The organism is Paludibaculum fermentans, from assembly GCF_051172195.1.
Taxonomy (GTDB): domain Bacteria; phylum Acidobacteriota; class Terriglobia; order Bryobacterales; family Bryobacteraceae; genus Paludibaculum; species Paludibaculum fermentans_A.
Genome location: NZ_JBPJAQ010000001.1, coordinates 5,543,767 through 5,560,971, shown reverse-complemented (window position 1 = coordinate 5,560,971; position 17,205 = coordinate 5,543,767). Strand labels below are relative to the sequence as shown.

Sequence of the window (17,205 nt, the reverse complement as noted above, 5' to 3'; positions counted from 1 at the left end):
GGGGATTTTAACACCATGGAGTCCGGTTTCGAAGCCAAATCAAAGCGTCCAGTTCTCGTGCTGGTGGGCGGGTTCCTGGGCGCGGGCAAAACCACGCTGCTGCTCAAGGCGGCGGAGATCCTGGCCAGGTCGGGGCTGCGGTGTGCGCTGATCACCAACGACCAGGGGGGCGCCCTGGTGGATACCGAGTACGCCGGGGTGCAGGGTGTCGACACGGGAGAGGTGACCGGGGGCTGCTTCTGCTGCTGTCTCACCGATCTGGTTGAGGCCGCCGCGGCACTGGCCGCGCATCAACCCGATGTGATTTTCGCTGAACCGGTGGGCAGCTGCATCGACATCTCGGCGACCATCCTCCAGCCGTTGAAAGCGTACTACTCCAATCAGTTTCAATTGGCTCCGTTCACGGTGCTGGCCGATCCGGACGAGTTCGTCCGCATGCAGGCCGGCGATGCGGATGCGGATCTATCCTATCTCTATCGTTATCAACTGGATGAAGCGGACATCCTGTGTTTCAGCAAGGCCGATCTGTGTACGGCCATGCCGCCTGGAGCCGACTTTCATGTCAGCGCCCACAGCGGGCAGCAGATGGACGCCTGGCTGGACGCCGTGCTGCACCAGGGACGGGCGGCTGGCGGCCAACTGCTGCAGAATGTGGACTATGCGCGCTATGCCGAGGCGGAGGCCGCCCTGGGCTGGCTCAATTGGCGCGGCGAGATCCGGCTGAAGAAGGCGTTGAGCCCTGCCTTACTGGCGGGCCCGATCCTGGATGAGATCGATATGGAATTGACCGCGGCGGGCATCCAGATCGCTCACTTGAAGGTACTGGATAGGGCTTCGACGGGGTATGTGAAAGCCAGCGTGACTCGCAATGGAGAGGAACCGGGGGTGGACGGGGACCTGACGGCTTCGTTCGCGGTGGATCACACCCTGACCCTAAACTTGCGCGCGACAGGGGATCCGGCGGTGATGGAGAGGATTGTGAAGACGGCCACGGGGCGGGCAGGATCCTGGGTGAACGAACATTTGCAGGCGTTCCGGCCCTCGCCGCCGAAGCCGGAGCGGCGTTTGGACCACATTGTGGCGGAATCCAGCCACACCGCTTAGCGGGCGTTCGGCCAGCGGGCGTCCACCGCTGGCCGAACTTGTTCATATCTCTATGGATAGGTGACGGGGATGGACGTAAAGGCCGACCCGTTGAAGCGCAGACCGAGCACCGAGACCGCCCCATTGGCCACGGAGAATTTGGCATAACCGCGGCGGGCGGTGATGCCAGCGAGGCCGGGCAGATCGCGCAATGCGAAAGCCGTTTTGCCGTGGGCTGGGAGGTCGAAACTACTGGTGCCGATCACGGAGCCGTCGTCCCCATAGACGCTGACGGAAACCGTGGTCGAGGAGCCGCTGGGGTTCACTGCCGCGACGCCGGTGACGAAACTGGTCTCATCCCAGGTCAGGTTCGCGACCTGTTTGGTCTCGTCGCTGAGGGGCGACACGGCTTCCTGATCGGGCAGTCCGGATACCGACTGGCGGAATACTCCGTAGCCAGTGACGCCGGGCGGCAGGATCGCCTCGGCCCAACCCTGAAGCAGGCCGCCGGTGTTCGGGGCTTCGAGGACGGTAGTTCCATTGGCGTTGAGGGTGACGCTCTGGCTGGCCACGGGTCCCAGGCCGACCAGCGGAACGGTTAGAGCGGAGCCATCGCCAGCGAAGAAGTTGACGGTGACGGTCGCCGGGGTGTTGGTGGAGTTGGAGAAGTACATGGCCGTGTACCACCCGCCGCCGAAGGCCAACTGAGGCAGGACGACTCCCGTGGAGCCGGGCACAGTGTCGGCCAAGGCCAGCCCGGAGGCCAGCTCGGAATCAAAGAGCATCGCGAGCGGCTCGGACTCGTTGCCACTATCGCGAGCCGCGCCGGCGGGCACTGCCCCGAAAGCGGCGCAAGAGAGTCCCAGCGCCAATGTCGTCACCAACCAGGGTTTCCATTGCATCGTGTATGCCCTCACTTTAGAATCGGACAACAAAAAATACAAGCTAATACGGTTTCTGGCCGGAACGAATGCGGTCCCGGGTCAGAGTCACTTCCGGATGTTTGCCGCCGTCCAATTCCACGGCCCGGCCTGCTTCGCGGTTCGCGGCTTCAAACCGGCCTTGGGTGGCGAGCAGCCGGGCCAAAGTCCAGTGCGGTTTGAACCACTGGGGCGAGGCGTCGATGGCGGCGAGCAGGTCGGCCTCCACGGCTGGAGCGTCGTTGGCCGCAGAGTGGAGTGCCGCCAGATTGTAGAAAGCGTTCGGACGATCTTCCGGACCGGCAGCTGCCTGGACGCCCGCGGTGAGGGCTTCCTGCAAACGGTGTGCGGCGCTGAAGCGGCGGGAGAAATACAGGTCCGGCCGACCGCCCAGGTTCGCTGAGGCGCCAGCCGAGAGATACTCGGCCATGGCCTCGCTGATCCGGCCTGCGTCGAGCGCAGCTTTGGCCCGCTGAAACGAAGAGTCAGCCAGCATGACACGCATCCCTGCGAGGATGAGACACGCCCCGATCAGGGCCGGAACAACTTTCCACACGAGATTTTTCGAGTTTGTTGCGAGCAGCGGCGTTTCGGGCTGCAGGGCCGATAGGAGGACGAGAAGGGCGAACGCAGTGGCGAGGGTGAAGCTGGTGAATTGGAGACTGACAAGCAGGGCGGCTAAGCCGGCGGCGAGTTCCGGATTGGCGCGTGTGTGGCGAAAACCGATGGCACAGAGAGCTATCAGGACGAGGAGGCCGGGGGCGCCCTGGCTAGTAAGGGTATCCAAAAGGATGTTGTGCGGGGACTCGTGGTAGAAGTCGGGGTAAGCGCGGGCTAGTTCCACTGATTGATAGCGGGGGAAGGAAGCGCCGAAGGTTTCGAGGCCTGTCCCAACCAGGAGATGATCGCCGGCGAGATGCAGGGCATCGCGCCACAGCAGCAGGCGTGCTCCGCCCTTGGCATCGTCGGCCGACCATTTCGCGCGCGCCAGCAGTTTGCCACCGGCCGGGCTGAGCAGGAGCAGCGCCAGGGCAGTCACCGCGCAAAGGGAGAGGATGCCAAGTGTCCGAAGCGACGGCCGGCGGAGCAGGAGCAGGAAGACGGCTCCAACGGCCAGGCCGAGGAGGGCGGCGCGGGTTCCGCTGAGCAGGATTGCGGCGGGCATCAGCACGCTGCCACACCATGCGAGTTTGCGGTGCGACTGGAAACACGCGAGGGCCGCGGCGAGGGCGAACAGCAGGTAAGTGGCGAAGTAGCCGGCATGGCCCAGGGTCGACGGAGGACGTACGATTTCGTAGACGCCTTCCCCGGCAAGATAGGACGACGCGGGCAGCAGCGGATCCCAACCGAGATATTGGGCGATGCCATAGAGAGACATCAGGCAACCGGAGTAGGCGACCGCCTGGAGGGACCGGCGCAAGACTTTGCGATTCGTGGCGAAGTGGGCGGCCGCCAGCAGGGTGAAGAAGACGAGGGCACCTTGGGAGAGCAATCCGAAGCGGCGCCACGCGCTGCCTCCGACGGAAAACCAAGGGTGCTGCGAAGTGGCGGTGGAGAGCAGAAGAGAACCCAACTGCGCGGTCAATAGAAGGAGGAACCAGCGGCCGTGCTTCCCGTTCCACAGCGAAATCAGGGCACGGCGATTGTCTTCGAACCAGAAAAGCCCGAGACCGGCGCCAAATAGTAGTACCGCGACCTTCGGCGTGATGTCATAGTAAAAAACAACGCTGGGCAGAATCAGGAGAGGCAGTAGAGCGAGGGTGACTGGAAGCAGGATCCCCATTCACGATCTACACTAGCAGGGGCCATGGCGGACTCGTTCGACGCATACGAATATTTTCGATATTTGAAGCAAAGGTGGTGGTATTCCGCCCTGGCTTGCGGAGCGTCCGCGACCCTCGCGCTGTTGGGCTGCGCGTTGCTCACGAAGCAGTACTCGGCGACGGCCAGCATCCTGATTGATCCTCCACCGTCGAGCGATGTGAGAACCGCTGTCGCGGTAAGCCCGGTGTATCTCGAGTCCCTGCGGACGTACGAATACTTTGCCGGGAGTGACAGCCTGTTCCAGCGGGCAGCCGAGCAGTTTCACCTGACGGCGGCCGATCCGTCGGAGCCGATTGAGCGGCTGAAGAAGCGGGTGCTCAAGGTTTCCAAGCTGCGGGACACGAAGATTCTGGAGATCACGGCCACGCTGCCCGATCCGAAGCAGGCGGCGGCGCTGGCTGGTTTCCTGGCGGCCCAAACGGCGGCGCTCAGCCAGGCCGTTGGACGGGAAGGCGACCAGGAACTGATCGCGAAAACGGAACAGCAACTGCAGGCGGAAGAGAAACGCCTGGGGGAACTGAACCAGGCGATGCAGCACCTGGAAGGCGGGCAGGCGAATGGCTCGGAACGTTACAAACTGGAGAGCCTGATCGATTCGCAAGCCGGTGTGGAGCGGGAGTTGATGCGGGGTGAGGCGGACCTGGCGGAGCACAGCGATGGCGGCCTGCAGCGGCGGGTAGCGGAGTTGCAGAAGCAGAGCGCGGCGCTGAAGGCCCGGATCGCCGAGAGTGAGACGCGCATCGCGCGGACGACGGCCCAGCGAGAGGCGCTGGAGGCGGACATCGCGGCTGCGACGCGGGAACGGGATGCGTTGCGATCGCGGGCGCGCGACCTTCGCGCGATTGTGGGGACTCGCGGGGAACGGTTGAGCGTGATTGACGCGGGGGTCGTGCCGCAGCGCCCGAGTTCTCCGAAGACGACGCTGATCGTCATGTCGGCGCTGCTGCTGTCTTTCGTGGCGTCGGTGCTCTATCTGAGTGTTGGCTTCAGCATGGCGCAACTTCGCGTGCGGACTTCGCGCTTCCAGCATGCCGAGCATGAACGCACTTATTGAGCAGAGAGAGCGGAATCCACTGGTCCCGCTGGTGCTGGGCACCTGCGCGGCGGGCATTGCGTTTCTGCCCTCGCCTGTCTACCAAGCCGCTGCGGCGGGCGCGCTGCTGGCAGTCCCCTGCCTATGGTTCGTGCTGCTGGAACCGGACCGCTGGCTGTCGCTGTTCTTTGCGGCGTGCCTGCTGGCTCCGCCGTTGCCGGTTGCGTTGGGGAACTCGGGTCCGCACGTTGCGCTGGGCATTGCGTGCATTGGGCTGGTGGTCGGTGTACTGCGGGCCGGCGAGTGGCGGCTGCGGCTGGATGCGGTCGCAACCAGGTTGGCCATTCTGTTCGCGGTGCTGGTGGGGAGTGTGGCGTTCGCACTGGTTTACTCCGGCGCGGCCGTGGCGGCGGGCAGCCTGGCCAGGGTGTGCCTGTTCGGCATCGGATGCTATGTATTCTTCTATGCGGGCCTGGGCCCTGCGCAGAGGCAGCGGCGGCTGGCGACGCAGTTGTTCTGGTGCGCGGCCGGGTCGGCTTTGTTCGCGTGCCTCGACTTCTACTTCCAGTGGCCGGCTCCGGCGGGCTATGGTCCGCAGTTCATCTGGCTGGACTCGGGCGTCTTTCGTCGCGCGCAAGGTGTCTTCTATGAAGCCAGCACGCTGGGCAACCTGTGTGTGTTCTTCCTGACCATGAGCGCGGTGGCCCTGATGCGGCCTCGATCCGAAAGTCCAGTGCCTCGCTGGGCGGTGGTTTCGGCTGCGCCTGTGCTGGCGACGGCGTTGGTGCTTTCCTATTCGCGAGCGTCGCTGGTGACGTTGTGTATTTGTGTGGGAACGCTGTTTTTCCTGCAGAAGAAGGGCTTGTCTGTGCGGCGCTGGGGGCTGATTGCCGCCGTCTCGATGCTGGCGGGCGGAGCGCTGGCCTTCGTCCTGTTCCCCGGGTTTGTACGCGGGTATTTCGACAGGATCCTGCTTTCGGCAAAGTTCCTGTTCTCGGCCACCAACGGGGTGTTGTCGGGACGGCTGGACAGCTGGCAGCGGCTGGCCACGTTCCTGATTGAACATCCATGGCACCTGATGTTCGGTGTCGGGTACAAGACGCTGCCCTACTCCGATGTGGCCGGGGGGCCTGTGATTGCGGACAACATGTATCTGAGCCTGCTGGTGGAGACCGGGGGCGTGGGCCTGTTTGCTTTTCTCGCCCTGAATGCGGCCATCCTCAGGGCTGGATGGCGCGCCCGCTCCACATTCTATGGCGCCTGGATCTTCAGCTTCTGGACAGGCCAGACGATCCAGATGTTGTCAGGCGACTTGTTGACCTACTGGCGCGTGATTCCAGTCTACTTCTGGGTGCTGGCGCAGACGATCCGGACGGAGCACGAATGAACCTGCTGCTGCTGGACCAGTTCAGCGACATGGGGGGCGCGCAACGCTGCCTGCTCGATCTCGTTCCGGCCTTTCAGGAGAGAGGGTGGAGCATTTCGGCGGCCATGCCCGGCGATGGGCCGTTGTGCCAACACCTGGCAGCGATGAATGTGCCGGTCACCGGCTTGCCGTGCGGGCCATACTCCTCCGGCTCCAAGACCGTGTCCGATGCTGTTCGATTCGCGTTCGATATGCGGGAAGCAGCGCGGATGGTTCGGCGGTTGGCAGGGGAGAAGTCCATCGACCTGATCTATGTGAACGGGCCGAGAATGCTGCCGGCGGCGCGGCTGAGTGGCGTTCCCTTCTGTTTCCACGCGCACAACAAGCTCAGCCGGTGGCACGATCTGCTGGTGGCACGCTGGGCTCTGCGGGGCGCGCCGGTGATCGCCAGCTCCCAGTTTGTGGCGGGACCGCTGCGGCCTTTCTGCCAGCCGGTGATCGTTCCGAATGGCTGCGAGGAGCTGGGCTTTCGCCGAGCGGCGGGCGGGCGGCCCTTGCGGATTGGCGTGGTCGGCCGGATCGCACCTGAAAAGGGCCAGCTCGAGTTTGTGGAGGCGGTGCGGCTGCTGGAGGGACGAATTCCAGAGTGCCGGTTTGTCATCTGCGGAGACGACGTGCTGTCGCGACCAGGCTACAAGGACCGAGTGTTGGAAAAGGCCGGAGGTTCGCCGATCGTCTTCACGGGTTGGATGAACGAGCCGGCGGAGGCGCTGCGGCAGGTGGATCTGCTGGTGGTGCCCTCGACAGCAGACGACGCAACGCCGCGCGTGATCCTGGAAGCCTTCTCGGCCGGGGTGCCGGTGGTGGCCTTTGCGGCAGGAGGAATCCCTGAACTGGTGGAAGATGGTGAGACCGGTTTTCTCGTTTCACCGCGCACGGCCGAGGCGCTGGCGGCCCGCTTGGCCGCGCTGCTGAACAACACGGGCGAACTGGCGCGCGTCGCGGTGAACGCCCGGCGCAAGTGGGCAGCGAGCTACGGGCTGGACCGCTATCGTAATCAGGTGGCAGGCGTGCTGGAGTCCTGCGTGCCGCGCAGGAGGATCCAGAAGAGTACGGCCGCGACGGCTGCGAGAATGCCTGCTCCGCCGAGGGTGACCGAGTAGCCGAAGCGTGTGATCGCCGCACCGGCGGCCGAGGCCGCGATCAACTGGGCCAGGAGAATCGCCATCATGTTCAGCGCGGCCGCTCCGCCCATTTCTTCTTTGGACAAGGGATTCATCAGCACGCTGTACATGCCGGGTTCGGACATCCACTGCGCGGCCATGTAGGCGATGTACAGGGCCGCTCCGGCGCCGGCCGAAGCCGCCCAGGAGAGGCCCAACAGTCCGGCGGACGCGGCCAATTGCATGGCGACGATTCCGGGGATCAACCCAAAGCGGCGCAACACGAGGGGCGCGGAGAGCATGGCCACGGCCTGGGCGAACTGGGAGACGGCGAAGATGGATCCGACGCCGGAGACATCGGCATGGAGTTTGTTGGTGAAGTAGGCGTTGAAGAAGGGATTGAAGGCGCCCGTCGCCAGGTTCCAGACGATGAGCGCGGCGAGATAGCGCCAGACTACGGGATTGCGCGGGTACACTCTTGCGGGCGTGGCGGAGGGCTGGGCCGAGGGCAGGCGCAGTCGCGACACGGGCCAGGCGGCGACCACTACCAGGAGGCATGACGCGAGCAGCGCGCTCTTCTTGCCGGGTGCTCCAATGGCTGCGAACCAGCCGGGCAGGCGGCCGCCCAGCAGGCCGCCGAGGATCCCCATGGCGACTCCGGAGGAGAAGAAGATGCTGTAGCCCAGGGAGCGGCTGCGCGGATTGGTGAGTCGCGCGATGGCCGGGGCAAAGGCAACCGTGAAGGCGGAGAGGATGACGCCGCCGGCGAAGGCCGAGACGAGCAGCGCCGCGGAGCCGGTGACCACGGCCCTCAAGGCGAAGACGGCGCCCAGGGCGACAAACGCGGTGCTGATGAGCCAGGCCGGACCTTTGCGTTGTAAGAGCGCGCCCATCGGCAGGGCGGCCACGAAGCTACCCGCCGTCTGCGCGCTGCTGACGGTGCCCAGGAAGTTTTCCTTGTAGCCGAGATCGATGAGCTGGAGATTGTAGAGCAGCATGAATACGAACAGGCCGAGTTCGTAGAGCCAGGCAGCACTCAGAAAGCGCCAGAGACCCGGATCGATGCCCTGGCTGCGGGAGAGCCAGGAGGCACCGTGGATCAGGGTAGGCAGGGCGGCACGGGCGTGGTAAGCGGCTCGCGTGGCCAGGTGCGCGAGGTACTTCCAGCGGCGGCGCAGGCGGATCCACGGCGTGAGCTGTTCTTCCGGCAGCAGGACCGCGTCCACCTCGCCGGGCAGCGTCGTGGGGATGAGCCGCCGGAAGAGCACCGCGGCTCGATCGCGATTCGAATCGACCAGGTTCAGATGCAGCCACAGCTCGTGTTTGTTTGGAATGAACTGGCCTTCGAGCGGCGCCAGGGCGTATTGGGTGATCCATTCCTTCACGCCGTCGGGCAGAGCGTCGACGGCGGCCTCTGCCTGGGGCGAAAGGCGGCAGCCGAACCACTGCCGTGCGATCGCGAAGCAGATCGCCTGCGGACGCTGCAGGGAGTCGCCGTGGAGGGTTCGCCAGCCTTCCCAGAATTCCGTGTTGCCTGCATTACGTTCGAGGAACCAGGACAATTCGTAGACATGGCTGGGCCTGGCGTTGCCATGCAGGATATGGCGCAGCAGGTGGAGGCAAGCGTAGGCGAGCCGGTCGGCCGGGTGGAGTGCGGGATAGCTGAGCCCGCCGGCGCCATCCTGCTGGCGGCGCGTCCAGAAATACTCGAGGCCCTCAGGCAGGAAGCGTTCATTCGACTCATTCCAGAAACGGAAGTGGAGGTCGACGCTGATGGGGATTTCGGGATCGAAGTAATCGCCTTTCCACTCCCAGCCGGTCTTCTTTACGAGAACGGGCAAGTGGTCGATCGGATGGCGCTCGTAGCCGGTGAGCGCTTCGTAGCCGAGCTGCAGCAGTTGTTCGCGGGCCTGGTGCACGTGCCCTGGCGGACAGTAGAGGTCGAGATCGTACTGCACGCGGTCGCCGGGCTCGCTGGTGAACCATGGGCTCTGCGAGAATCCCTTGAGGATAACGAAGGGGATTCCAGCAAACTCGAGTGCCGTGGCGATTTCGGCATAGGCCTGTGCCAGCTTGTTGAACCGCAGGTGGTTCGCGGCAAGGTTTTGCTCCAACCTTTGGCGCACCTCAGTCGGCAGGTGGTCGCGACAGCTGAGCAGCAGGATGAGGCTGAGCTGGGTACGATCAAGAAACGCGAGGATCGGCGGCCACTCGTGGGATTGGATGGAGGCGATCGCCTCCGGCTGGGCCGCATCAAAGCGGAGCCCCTGCAGCACGGCCCAGATCGGCGCGGGGATGGCGCTCATCAGAAATCGGCTCGAAGCGCAAACTGGAAACGCCGCGGCTCCCCGGCCGCGACAATTCGCCCGAAGAACGGGCCGAAGTCGGGATTGGGTACGGGAATGCCGATGTTCGGATGATTCATGATGTTGAAGCCTTCCGCGCGGAGCGTGAGGGAGAGCCGCTCGCGCACCGGGAACCTGCGTTGCAGGGCGGCATCGACCACGCCATTGCCGGGCGCCGGAAGAATGTTGCGGCCCGCATTGCCGAACGTGTAGGGCTTGGGCGTCTGGAACGCATCGGAGTTGAAGTAACGCGCGATGCTGCGCTCAGACGCCGGCAGTTGCACACTCTGGCCTGGCACGAGATCGGGCCGGTTGGGTGTGCCCGAGTTGGCGATGTCCACGGTGAAGTAAACCGGATTCAAGGGAGTGCCGTCCTGGAAGGTGATCAGACCGCTGGCTTGCCACCCTCGAAACACTGGTTTCAGGAAGGGCAGCCTCGGTACATTGTAGACGAACCCGCCGCTGAGCCGGCGGCCCGAATTGAAGAACGAGAGGCCGCGCTCCAGCCGCAGGTTGCGTTCGTCCTGGGCGCTCCAACTGTCATAGAGACCATTGGTGACGGCGTCGGCATCGTCGATCGACTTCGACCAGACGAAGGCGAGTAGGAAGGAGAGTCCTTTGACCAGGCGCCGTTCCCCTTTCACCTGCAGGGACTGATAGGACGAGCTGGCGATGTGCTGCCGCTGGAAGATCGGGCCGAGTTGCGGGAAGGTCCTGAGGGCTTGCAGATCGCCCGGGCGCGGATCCAGATTCTCGCCGGTCTCGACGTGCAGGGGGGTGTTGAAGCGGCGCAGCCGGCCCAGGTGGGTCCCTTTGCTGCCGAGGTAGGTGATGTCGAGCACGCCCACGGGGCCGAGTTCGCGCTGCAGGCCGAAGTTCCACTGCTGCATGTAGGCTGTGGCGGCCCGCCGGTCGAGTCCGAAGTAGCTGGGCAGGCCCAGGGAGCTGTTCCGCGGGAAGCCGTTGGCGATGGTCAGGACGGGCAGCAGTCCGTTGGTCTGGTTGGTTTCATTGCGCAGTGCGTTGCGGACTAGGTCGTAGGTCTCGATAGCGATTTCGGGGGCATAGTAGAGGCCGTAGCCGGCGCGCAGAACTGTTTTTGAATCGCGGCCGCTGATGCCGGGCAAGTGCCAGGCGAGGCCGATGCGGGGGGCAAAGTTCTTCCGGTTCGGCTCCACCGCCTGCGTACCAGCCACCAGGCGGGGCGCCGCCGGTAGCGTCGAATAGTCCAGGTTGAAAAGGTGGCCGCGCTGCTCGGTGTAGGGAGAGAAGCGCTCGTAGCGCAAGCCCACGTTGAGAGTCAGCCGGCTGGTGAGGCGCCAGTCGTCCTGCACGAAGAAGCCGTAGTTGTGCTGCCGCAGGTAGGCCACGGCATCGCCGGCATTCCGCTGGGTGTTCTGCGGATAGCCGAGCAGGAAATCGGCGAACGCATCTCCCGTCTCAGCCGGGTTCGAAGGATCGTTTGTGAAGGCGCCGTTGAACTGGTACTGGCCTCGCGGGTAGCGGCTCTGCAGGTAATTGAGCTGGAAGTTCAGCCACTGGAATCCGGCCTTCCAACTGTGCCGGCCGCTGACGCGGGCATAGCTGGCCGAGGTGTTCCAGAGGTTGTCGCGCTGGACCTGCGGCAGGGTGGTGGTGTCGATTACGGTCTCGAAATTCGTCACCAGGAAGTAAGGCAGGCCGTAGAAGAAGGGATCGGACGAGAAGCCCGTGAGCCCCAATTCGGCCATCACGTCTTTTTGGAACGCGCTCTCTGGAATGTTGAAGACGCGCAACCGCGTATAGGAGAGGCGACCTTCGGTCGACCAGTTGGCGCCGGTGCGGAGATAGCCCAGCGCCACCTGCTGCGAGCGCAGGTTTTCCAGGCTGGGGCGTTCTGGAAATGCACGGCCCAGGCGGCCCCGCTCGTCGTTGATGGTGTAGCGGCCAAAGAGTGAACTGCCGTCGCGGAACTGGTGATCCAGGCGGCCGCTGGCGCTGTCGTTGTCATGCCGGTCTGGCGTCGAGTCGAGATAGTTGGTGCTACCTTCGGGCCGGTTCGGCAGCGGCAGGTAGGTATCGACATACTTGCGCGCAATGCCATCTATGCGTGAGGCAGGCAGGCGATTGCCAGGCAGCGGCGCCCTCACGCCGGTGGCGAGATCGGCGCTGAGCGGATCGAAGATCGGATTGCGGCCGGCGAAGTCGCCTGCACGGATGGCGGTGTTCGGGAACAGGTGCCGGGTGGACGCGGCCGCCTGCCCGCGCAGGCCGTCGTAGGCCGCGAAGAAGAACGTGGAGGGCAGCGGCACACGTCCACCGAGTGATGCGCCGAACTGATTCTGGCGGAAGACCGGGCGCGGCAGCGATGGGTCGTCGAAGAAGCTGTGGGCGTCGGTGGCCTCGTTGCGCAGGTACTCGTAAGCACTGCCGTGCAGTTTCTGGCCGCCCGACTTCGTGACGACGTCGATGACTCCGCCGCCGGCGTTCGGGAACTCAGCGGCCGCCAGGGAAGACTGCACGCGGAATTCCTGGACGCTCTCCAGAGGAGGAACCACGGCGATCGAAAAGGTATTGCGATCCGTATTGTTCGCCCCGTCCAGCAGATACATGTTCATCGTCGAACGGGCGCCATTGATGGGGTGATTGAGACCCACCAGGCCGCGGTTGCCCTGCAGGTCGGTGATGGTGTCGTGATAGAAGCCGCTCAATTGCCGGGGGATGGCGCCGGGACCAACGGTCACCAGGGAAATGATGTTTCTACCCACTAGCGGCAGCGACGAGACAGCGGAGGTCTCGAAGTAGTAGCCGGCCGTGGAATCGGCAGTCTGCAACTGTGACACATCTGCCACGACCTCAACGGAGGAGTTCGATTCTCCCGGCTGCAGGTCGAAATCGAGCCGCGCCTTCTGGTTCACTTCGAGCACCACTTCGCGAGCGACCGTGACCTGGAAGCCGGCCTTCGCGGCGCGGACGGAATAGGAACCGGCGGCCAATCCGTCGAGGGTGTAGGAGCCCGCCTCATTGGAGATGGCGGTCCGGACAAACCCGGTCGCGGCGTTGCGGGCCACCACCTGGGCGCCCGGCACCAGCGCATGGGACGAGTCCCGAACGTCGCCGGACAATGTTCCGGAAGAGACCTGCGCCCACACCGAAGCGCTGCAGAGAAGGACTGCCGCGAGCCATCTCATAGTGCCCCGCCCCGCTCCGCCAGGCGCCGCAGGCAATCCGTAGCGGAATCGAAATCGGAATAGGTGAGTTCAAACGCGTTGAGCGGGGAAAGGCTCCGCAAGCATTCCTCCTGTTCAGCAATCATCCATTCGTCCCCGTAGCGGGGCAGCTTCAGGCGCTCCTGGATGTCGTCCCGAACCGGGGCCAGGCGGGCTTCGGCGCCTTCTTTCCGGTTCAGGAAGACCAGGCATTCCACGTCTGCGCGCACATCGGTGCGGATGCCGGGAAAATCCGCCGGCCGGGCGAAGACGGTGGGCTTCCCGTTCGTCCTTTGGACCCACTCATGTTGGCTGAGCAGGGGAAACAATTTGGCGGCATCGCGTTTAAAACGCAGTTCATAGGGATTGCCAATCACCGTGGGGCCGCCGAATCCGCGCACCAGGTAGCTGGCGTCGTCGCAGATCAGCGTCCAGCCGCGCATGGCGCAGGCCACCGCCAGCGACGTCTTGCCCGCCCCGGATGGACCGCACAGCAGCAACCCACAGCCGTTCCAGGCTACACAAGCAGCATGGACAGCGGACAGGTGCAGGCCGTGCAGCATCGTGTACACCAGCGCGTCGGTGAACGCATCCCGCAGATATAAACGGTTCTTTGCGGTGGAGCTGGTGATCCAGGCACAGGCAAAGCCGGCGGACATGTCGCACACCGCCTGATTGGCCCGGTTGGCGGTCACCGAGAGGATGTGCCGCCGGCAGCGGAAGACCGGAGGAGGGAGTGCTTCGTCGTGGTCCTCGCCGCTCACCGCGACGCTGAGGTGCAGGGGGCTGGTGTCGAACGCTTTCTCAAAGAGGCCCCAACTCTCCCGCAGCGACTCCATCACTTCGAGGGAGTTTGTCTCCGCGAGAACAGGAAAGCCCAGCGGATAGAGCGTCGATCGTAGCGGTAGTTCGATTTTGGACAGCAGGGGATCTTCCCCCGTTTCGATCCGGCGCCGGTCTTCAGTTTGCATCCCAGTAGCGCGGCTATTGGCCGCACAGCTCCCCTTCTAGGTATTGGACAGGAATTTCGACCGGACGAAACAGCGAAATTGCGTCAAACTGAACTACCACCGGAAACGCCGGCTTCGCCCGTGGCGCCGGCACGAAGACCCTGGCGCATCTGCCACATGCGGCGCCTGAGCAAGAATCCCAAAGTTGTGATCACACTGAGTTGCGTTACGACGGAAGCCAGGGCGATTCCCTGGACCCCGAACACCCGGCGCAGTTGATAATCCGCCAAGGTCGCGACCGCCACGCCGACCCCGGCCGCCGGGATCACGAGCTCATTCGCAGCCATCGATGCAGCCAGCCGGAACCCCAGCGCGCCGATGACCGCCAAGGGCACCTGCAGCAGCGAATAGCGCTGGACGAGGGCGACTTCGAACGTAGCCTGTGTCGAGAAGGCACCCTTCTGGAACACTAGCCGCACAAGATCTTGAGAGAGCAGCATCAACACTGCGATCAGCGGGATTGTGACGAGCAGGAGGAGGCCGCCAAAGTGCAGCAGGCTGCCCCGTAAGCCGCGCCAGTCGCTGTTGGCCGCGAGACGTGACAACTGCGGCAACGCCCCGGTGGCGATGGACGCCGGCCCCAGCGACAGAATCACCATCGCCAGTTTCGTCCCAAAGCCGAAGATAGAGAGGCTGCCGGCGGCTAACCCCGCGGCCATGGCATTGTCAATCAACGGAATGCAGCCGAAGAGAAGAGAGCTCATGACGATGGTGCCGAACTGCCCCAGCACGGGCCCCAGGCGGCGGAGTGCCCCTTCCAACCTGGGCACAAGAGGATAGCCCAACCGGTGGACTTCCTGGGCGAGCAGGATGGCCTCGACCGCGCATCCGGCCGACGTCCCAATGGCCAGAGAGTAAATGCCCCAGGTGGAGGCTCCGAAGTAGAGTATGGCCAGCGAGGCCACGGGCGTAGCGATTGGGGCCAGGGCGGCCAGGGCAAAATGATTGCGGGCATTCAGCAGGCAGCGCCACACCACGTTGCAGGCCGTCAGCGGCAGCACCGGCAGCATCACCAGCAGCAGCTTCAAGGTGAGGGCGGATTTGCCGTGGTCAAAGCCGGAGGCGAGCACCGGCAGAATCAACGGAAACGCCAGGCCCAGCGCGAGGGCGGCCAGGGTCGCGGCAACCAGGCCCGCACCGAAGGCCGCGCGGTAGAGCGTCACGGAGCTCTCCATGGGTTCGCCCGCCTGCTGTTGGATCAAGGCCGGAATCAGGGCCGGGGCCACCGCGGCAGCCAGTACATCGCTGAGCAAGGCGGGCACCAGGAACGCCGCCAGAAAGGCATCCTGCGCATCGCTGGTCCCGAACAGGTGCGCGGCGTAAATCAGCTTCAGCAGGCCAACGCCCCTGACCGCCATGCCGCCGCAGGCAACAATCGAGGTAGCGGATACCATGGAGGCCGTGGGGCCCGCTCGTGGGAATAGGCGCATGAGACGCCTCACAAAAATAACACGCCGCCGCGAACTTGCCCAATGCTACACTGCTCTGGCACATGCGGGTTGCCATCGCGCACTACTGGCTGCTCAACATGCGGGGCGGCGAAAAGGTTCTGGAGGCGCTGTGCCGCATCCTGCCGCAGGCCGATATTTTCACTCTCTTCTACGACTCTCGAAAAGTTTCCGAAATTATCCGTTCCCGGAAGGTCACGGCCTCTTTCTTAAACTCTGGAAGAAGATTCTATCGATCGTTGCTGCCGCTGATGCCGCTCGCTCTGGAGAGCCTGGACTTGCGCGACTACGACCTGGTGATAAGCAGCGAATCCGGCCCGGCCAAAGGTGTGATCACCCGGGCCGAGACACGGCACGTCTGCTACTGTCACACGCCGATGCGCTACCTGTGGCAGTTGTATCCCGACTACCTGCACGATTGGACACCAGCCTGGAAACGAGGCCTGATGGCGCCCATCGCCAATTATCTGCGCCTCTGGGATTACTCCACGGCCGCGCGTGTGGATGAGTTTGTCGCCAATAGCGAGAATGTCCGGCGGAGAATCTGGCGCAGCTACCGGCGCGAGGCGGAGGTGGTGTATCCGCCGGTCGATGTCCACAACTTCCGGTGGGAACCACCCTCCGATTTCTACCTCGCTGTCGGCGAACTGGTCGCCTACAAGCGCCTGGACTACGCCGTTCGCTGGTTCTCTGCCTCGGGGCGCCGCCTGCTCATCGTCGGCTCGGGCCCGGAGTACGCCCGCCTGAAAGCAATGGCACAGCCGAATGTTGAGTTCTGCGGACATGTCAGCGACGCAGAACTGCGCCGGCTCTACGCCCAATGCCGCGCGCTGTTGCTGCCCGGCGAGGAAGACTTCGGGATCACCGCAGTCGAGGCAACCGCCAGCGGCAAACCGGTGATTGCGCTGGGCCGCGGCGGAGTCCTTGACAGTGTTCCAGCCGAGGGGCTCTTCCCCTATCAGCAGCCTACGGAAGCGCACCTCGCCGCAGCCGTGGAAGCCTTTGAAGCGGCCGAGTCCATGGTGCCCCGGGCTGCCCTGCAACAGGCGGCCGCACGTTTCTCAGAAGACGCATTCGCTGAGCGCATGCGCTCGATCCTACGCGTATGACCACCCTCCGCCCGGGCCCCCTGCCATGACTGCCTACCCGGAGTTGGGCGTACCCCTGGACGCGGCGAACGGGCGCGGTGCAACTCGTGTACTTGTGCGTTTGACTGATGCCGCCGAGCGGATTTTCGCCGCAGTGCTCCTACTCTTCGCCAGTCCTCTGTGCCTCGCCGTGGCGATCATCATTCTCGTGCTCTCACGGCGCTCCCCCTTTGTGGCGCACCTGCGCAGGGGCCAGTTCGGCCACGAGTTCTGGATGTGGAAGTTCCGCACCATGTGGCCGCGCCAACAGACGTCAACGCGGGTCCGTCTGGTGGAGCGTGTCCGGTCGGCTCCGCTGGACGAGCGTAAGGGTATCCCGGATCCTCGCATCAGCAGCCGGTTCGCCCGCCTTTGCCGCAAGTTCTCAGTGGACGAACTGCCGCAACTCTGGCACGTCCTGTCAGGCCGCATGGCGCTGATTGGGCCGCGGCCGTTGACGCCAGTGGAACTGGATGTCCACTACGGAAAGGACATGGCGGAAGTGCTGACGCTCAAGCCCGGAATCACGGGTCTGTGGCAGGTCTGCGGCCGCAACAGTTTAACCTACCGGCAGCGGCGGCGCCTGGATCTGTTCTTTGTCCGCCACAATTCGTCAGGGTTGCGCTGGCTCATTGTGCGCCGGTCGCTGGCGGTCGTGCTCAGCGGCCGGAATGCATCCTGAGATTTACCGGGAACGC

Annotated in this window: 12 protein-coding genes; 6 read left to right on the top strand and 6 right to left on the bottom strand. The window is 64.3% G+C overall.

Going from position 1 to position 17,205, the window contains the following annotated elements; genetic code table 11:
- Window positions 1-15: 15 nt before the first annotated feature.
- Entirely contained in the window at window positions 16-1,104 is a 1,089-nt protein-coding gene (locus ACR9Y2_RS22335; protein ID WP_435043875.1) for a GTP-binding protein, read from the top strand.
- A 50-nt stretch (window positions 1,105-1,154) separates the two neighbouring features.
- On the opposite strand, the gene ACR9Y2_RS22330 is transcribed toward ACR9Y2_RS22335, so the two are convergent.
- Both ACR9Y2_RS22330 and ACR9Y2_RS22325 read right to left on the bottom strand, forming a co-directional pair.
- Window positions 1,155-1,985, bottom strand: a complete 831-nt coding sequence (locus tag ACR9Y2_RS22330; protein ID WP_435043874.1) for a hypothetical protein — start codon at window positions 1,983-1,985, stop codon at window positions 1,155-1,157.
- Window positions 1,986-2,028: 43 nt separating this feature from the next.
- Window positions 2,029-3,786: an O-antigen ligase family protein gene (locus ACR9Y2_RS22325; RefSeq protein WP_435043873.1), complete on the bottom strand. Its 1,758-nt coding sequence runs from the start codon at window positions 3,784-3,786 to the stop codon at window positions 2,029-2,031.
- Window positions 3,787-3,849: 63 nt separating this feature from the next.
- Here ACR9Y2_RS22325 and ACR9Y2_RS22320 point away from each other — a divergent pair, with 63 nt between their 5' ends.
- The 3 genes from ACR9Y2_RS22320 to ACR9Y2_RS22310 are packed head-to-tail and all read left to right on the top strand — an operon-like array spanning window position 3,850 to window position 7,389.
- Window positions 3,850-4,881, top strand: a complete 1,032-nt coding sequence (locus ACR9Y2_RS22320) for a hypothetical protein (RefSeq protein ID WP_435043872.1) — start codon at window positions 3,850-3,852, stop codon at window positions 4,879-4,881.
- Window positions 4,865-6,247: an O-antigen ligase family protein gene (locus ACR9Y2_RS22315; protein WP_435043871.1), complete on the top strand. Its 1,383-nt coding sequence runs from the start codon at window positions 4,865-4,867 to the stop codon at window positions 6,245-6,247. Before ACR9Y2_RS22320 ends, ACR9Y2_RS22315 begins: the two co-directional genes overlap by 17 nt.
- On the top strand, window positions 6,244-7,389 hold the full coding sequence (locus tag ACR9Y2_RS22310) for a glycosyltransferase family 4 protein (protein ID WP_435043870.1): 1,146 nt from the start codon (window positions 6,244-6,246) through the stop codon (window positions 7,387-7,389). Before ACR9Y2_RS22315 ends, ACR9Y2_RS22310 begins: the two co-directional genes overlap by 4 nt.
- Here ACR9Y2_RS22310 and ACR9Y2_RS22305 read toward each other — a convergent pair.
- The 4 genes from ACR9Y2_RS22305 to ACR9Y2_RS22290 form a co-directional block, all read right to left on the bottom strand.
- Window positions 7,284-9,695: an MFS transporter gene (locus ACR9Y2_RS22305; RefSeq protein ID WP_435043869.1), complete on the bottom strand. Its 2,412-nt coding sequence runs from the start codon at window positions 9,693-9,695 to the stop codon at window positions 7,284-7,286. The two genes, ACR9Y2_RS22310 and ACR9Y2_RS22305, sit on opposite strands and share 106 nt — an antisense overlap.
- Entirely contained in the window at window positions 9,695-12,904 is a 3,210-nt protein-coding gene (locus ACR9Y2_RS22300; protein WP_435043868.1) for a TonB-dependent receptor domain-containing protein, read from the bottom strand. The genes ACR9Y2_RS22305 and ACR9Y2_RS22300 overlap by 1 nt, the downstream gene beginning before the upstream one ends.
- A complete protein-coding gene (locus tag ACR9Y2_RS22295) occupies window positions 12,901-13,893 on the bottom strand; it encodes an HPr kinase/phosphorylase (protein ID WP_435043867.1) in 993 nt (330 codons plus the stop codon). The genes ACR9Y2_RS22300 and ACR9Y2_RS22295 overlap by 4 nt, the downstream gene beginning before the upstream one ends.
- A gap of 83 nt (window positions 13,894-13,976) precedes the next feature.
- The gene (locus ACR9Y2_RS22290; RefSeq protein ID WP_435043866.1) at window positions 13,977-15,362 is read right to left on the bottom strand and encodes a lipid II flippase MurJ; all 1,386 of its coding nucleotides are present in this window, start codon (window positions 15,360-15,362) and stop codon (window positions 13,977-13,979) included.
- Window positions 15,363-15,424: 62 nt separating this feature from the next.
- Here ACR9Y2_RS22290 and ACR9Y2_RS22285 point away from each other — a divergent pair, with 62 nt between their 5' ends.
- Together ACR9Y2_RS22285 and ACR9Y2_RS22280 are read left to right on the top strand one after the other, a co-directional pair.
- Window positions 15,425-16,489: a glycosyltransferase gene (locus ACR9Y2_RS22285; RefSeq protein WP_435043865.1), complete on the top strand. Its 1,065-nt coding sequence runs from the start codon at window positions 15,425-15,427 to the stop codon at window positions 16,487-16,489.
- Between the two features lie 25 nt (window positions 16,490-16,514).
- Window positions 16,515-17,189: a sugar transferase gene (locus tag ACR9Y2_RS22280; RefSeq protein WP_435043864.1), complete on the top strand. Its 675-nt coding sequence runs from the start codon at window positions 16,515-16,517 to the stop codon at window positions 17,187-17,189.
- Window positions 17,190-17,205 lie beyond the last annotated feature (16 nt).

What these genes read in the sequence shown, in the direction of transcription:
- ACR9Y2_RS22335 (WP_435043875.1), top strand. Translation starts at nt 16, where the DNA reads ATGGAGTCCGGTTTCGAAGCCAAATCAAAGCGTCCAGTTCTCGTGCTG.
- ACR9Y2_RS22330 (WP_435043874.1), bottom strand. Translation starts at nt 1,985, where the DNA reads ATGCAATGGAAACCCTGGTTGGTGACGACATTGGCGCTGGGACTCTCT.
- ACR9Y2_RS22325 (WP_435043873.1), bottom strand. Translation starts at nt 3,786, where the DNA reads ATGGGGATCCTGCTTCCAGTCACCCTCGCTCTACTGCCTCTCCTGATT.
- ACR9Y2_RS22315 (WP_435043871.1), top strand. Translation starts at nt 4,865, where the DNA reads ATGAACGCACTTATTGAGCAGAGAGAGCGGAATCCACTGGTCCCGCTG.
- ACR9Y2_RS22310 (WP_435043870.1), top strand. Translation starts at nt 6,244, where the DNA reads ATGAACCTGCTGCTGCTGGACCAGTTCAGCGACATGGGGGGCGCGCAA.
- ACR9Y2_RS22305 (WP_435043869.1), bottom strand. Translation starts at nt 9,695, where the DNA reads ATGAGCGCCATCCCCGCGCCGATCTGGGCCGTGCTGCAGGGGCTCCGC.
- ACR9Y2_RS22300 (WP_435043868.1), bottom strand. Translation starts at nt 12,904, where the DNA reads ATGAGATGGCTCGCGGCAGTCCTTCTCTGCAGCGCTTCGGTGTGGGCG.
- ACR9Y2_RS22295 (WP_435043867.1), bottom strand. Translation starts at nt 13,893, where the DNA reads ATGCAAACTGAAGACCGGCGCCGGATCGAAACGGGGGAAGATCCCCTG.
- ACR9Y2_RS22290 (WP_435043866.1), bottom strand. Translation starts at nt 15,362, where the DNA reads ATGCGCCTATTCCCACGAGCGGGCCCCACGGCCTCCATGGTATCCGCT.
- ACR9Y2_RS22285 (WP_435043865.1), top strand. Translation starts at nt 15,425, where the DNA reads ATGCGGGTTGCCATCGCGCACTACTGGCTGCTCAACATGCGGGGCGGC.
- ACR9Y2_RS22280 (WP_435043864.1), top strand. Translation starts at nt 16,515, where the DNA reads ATGACTGCCTACCCGGAGTTGGGCGTACCCCTGGACGCGGCGAACGGG.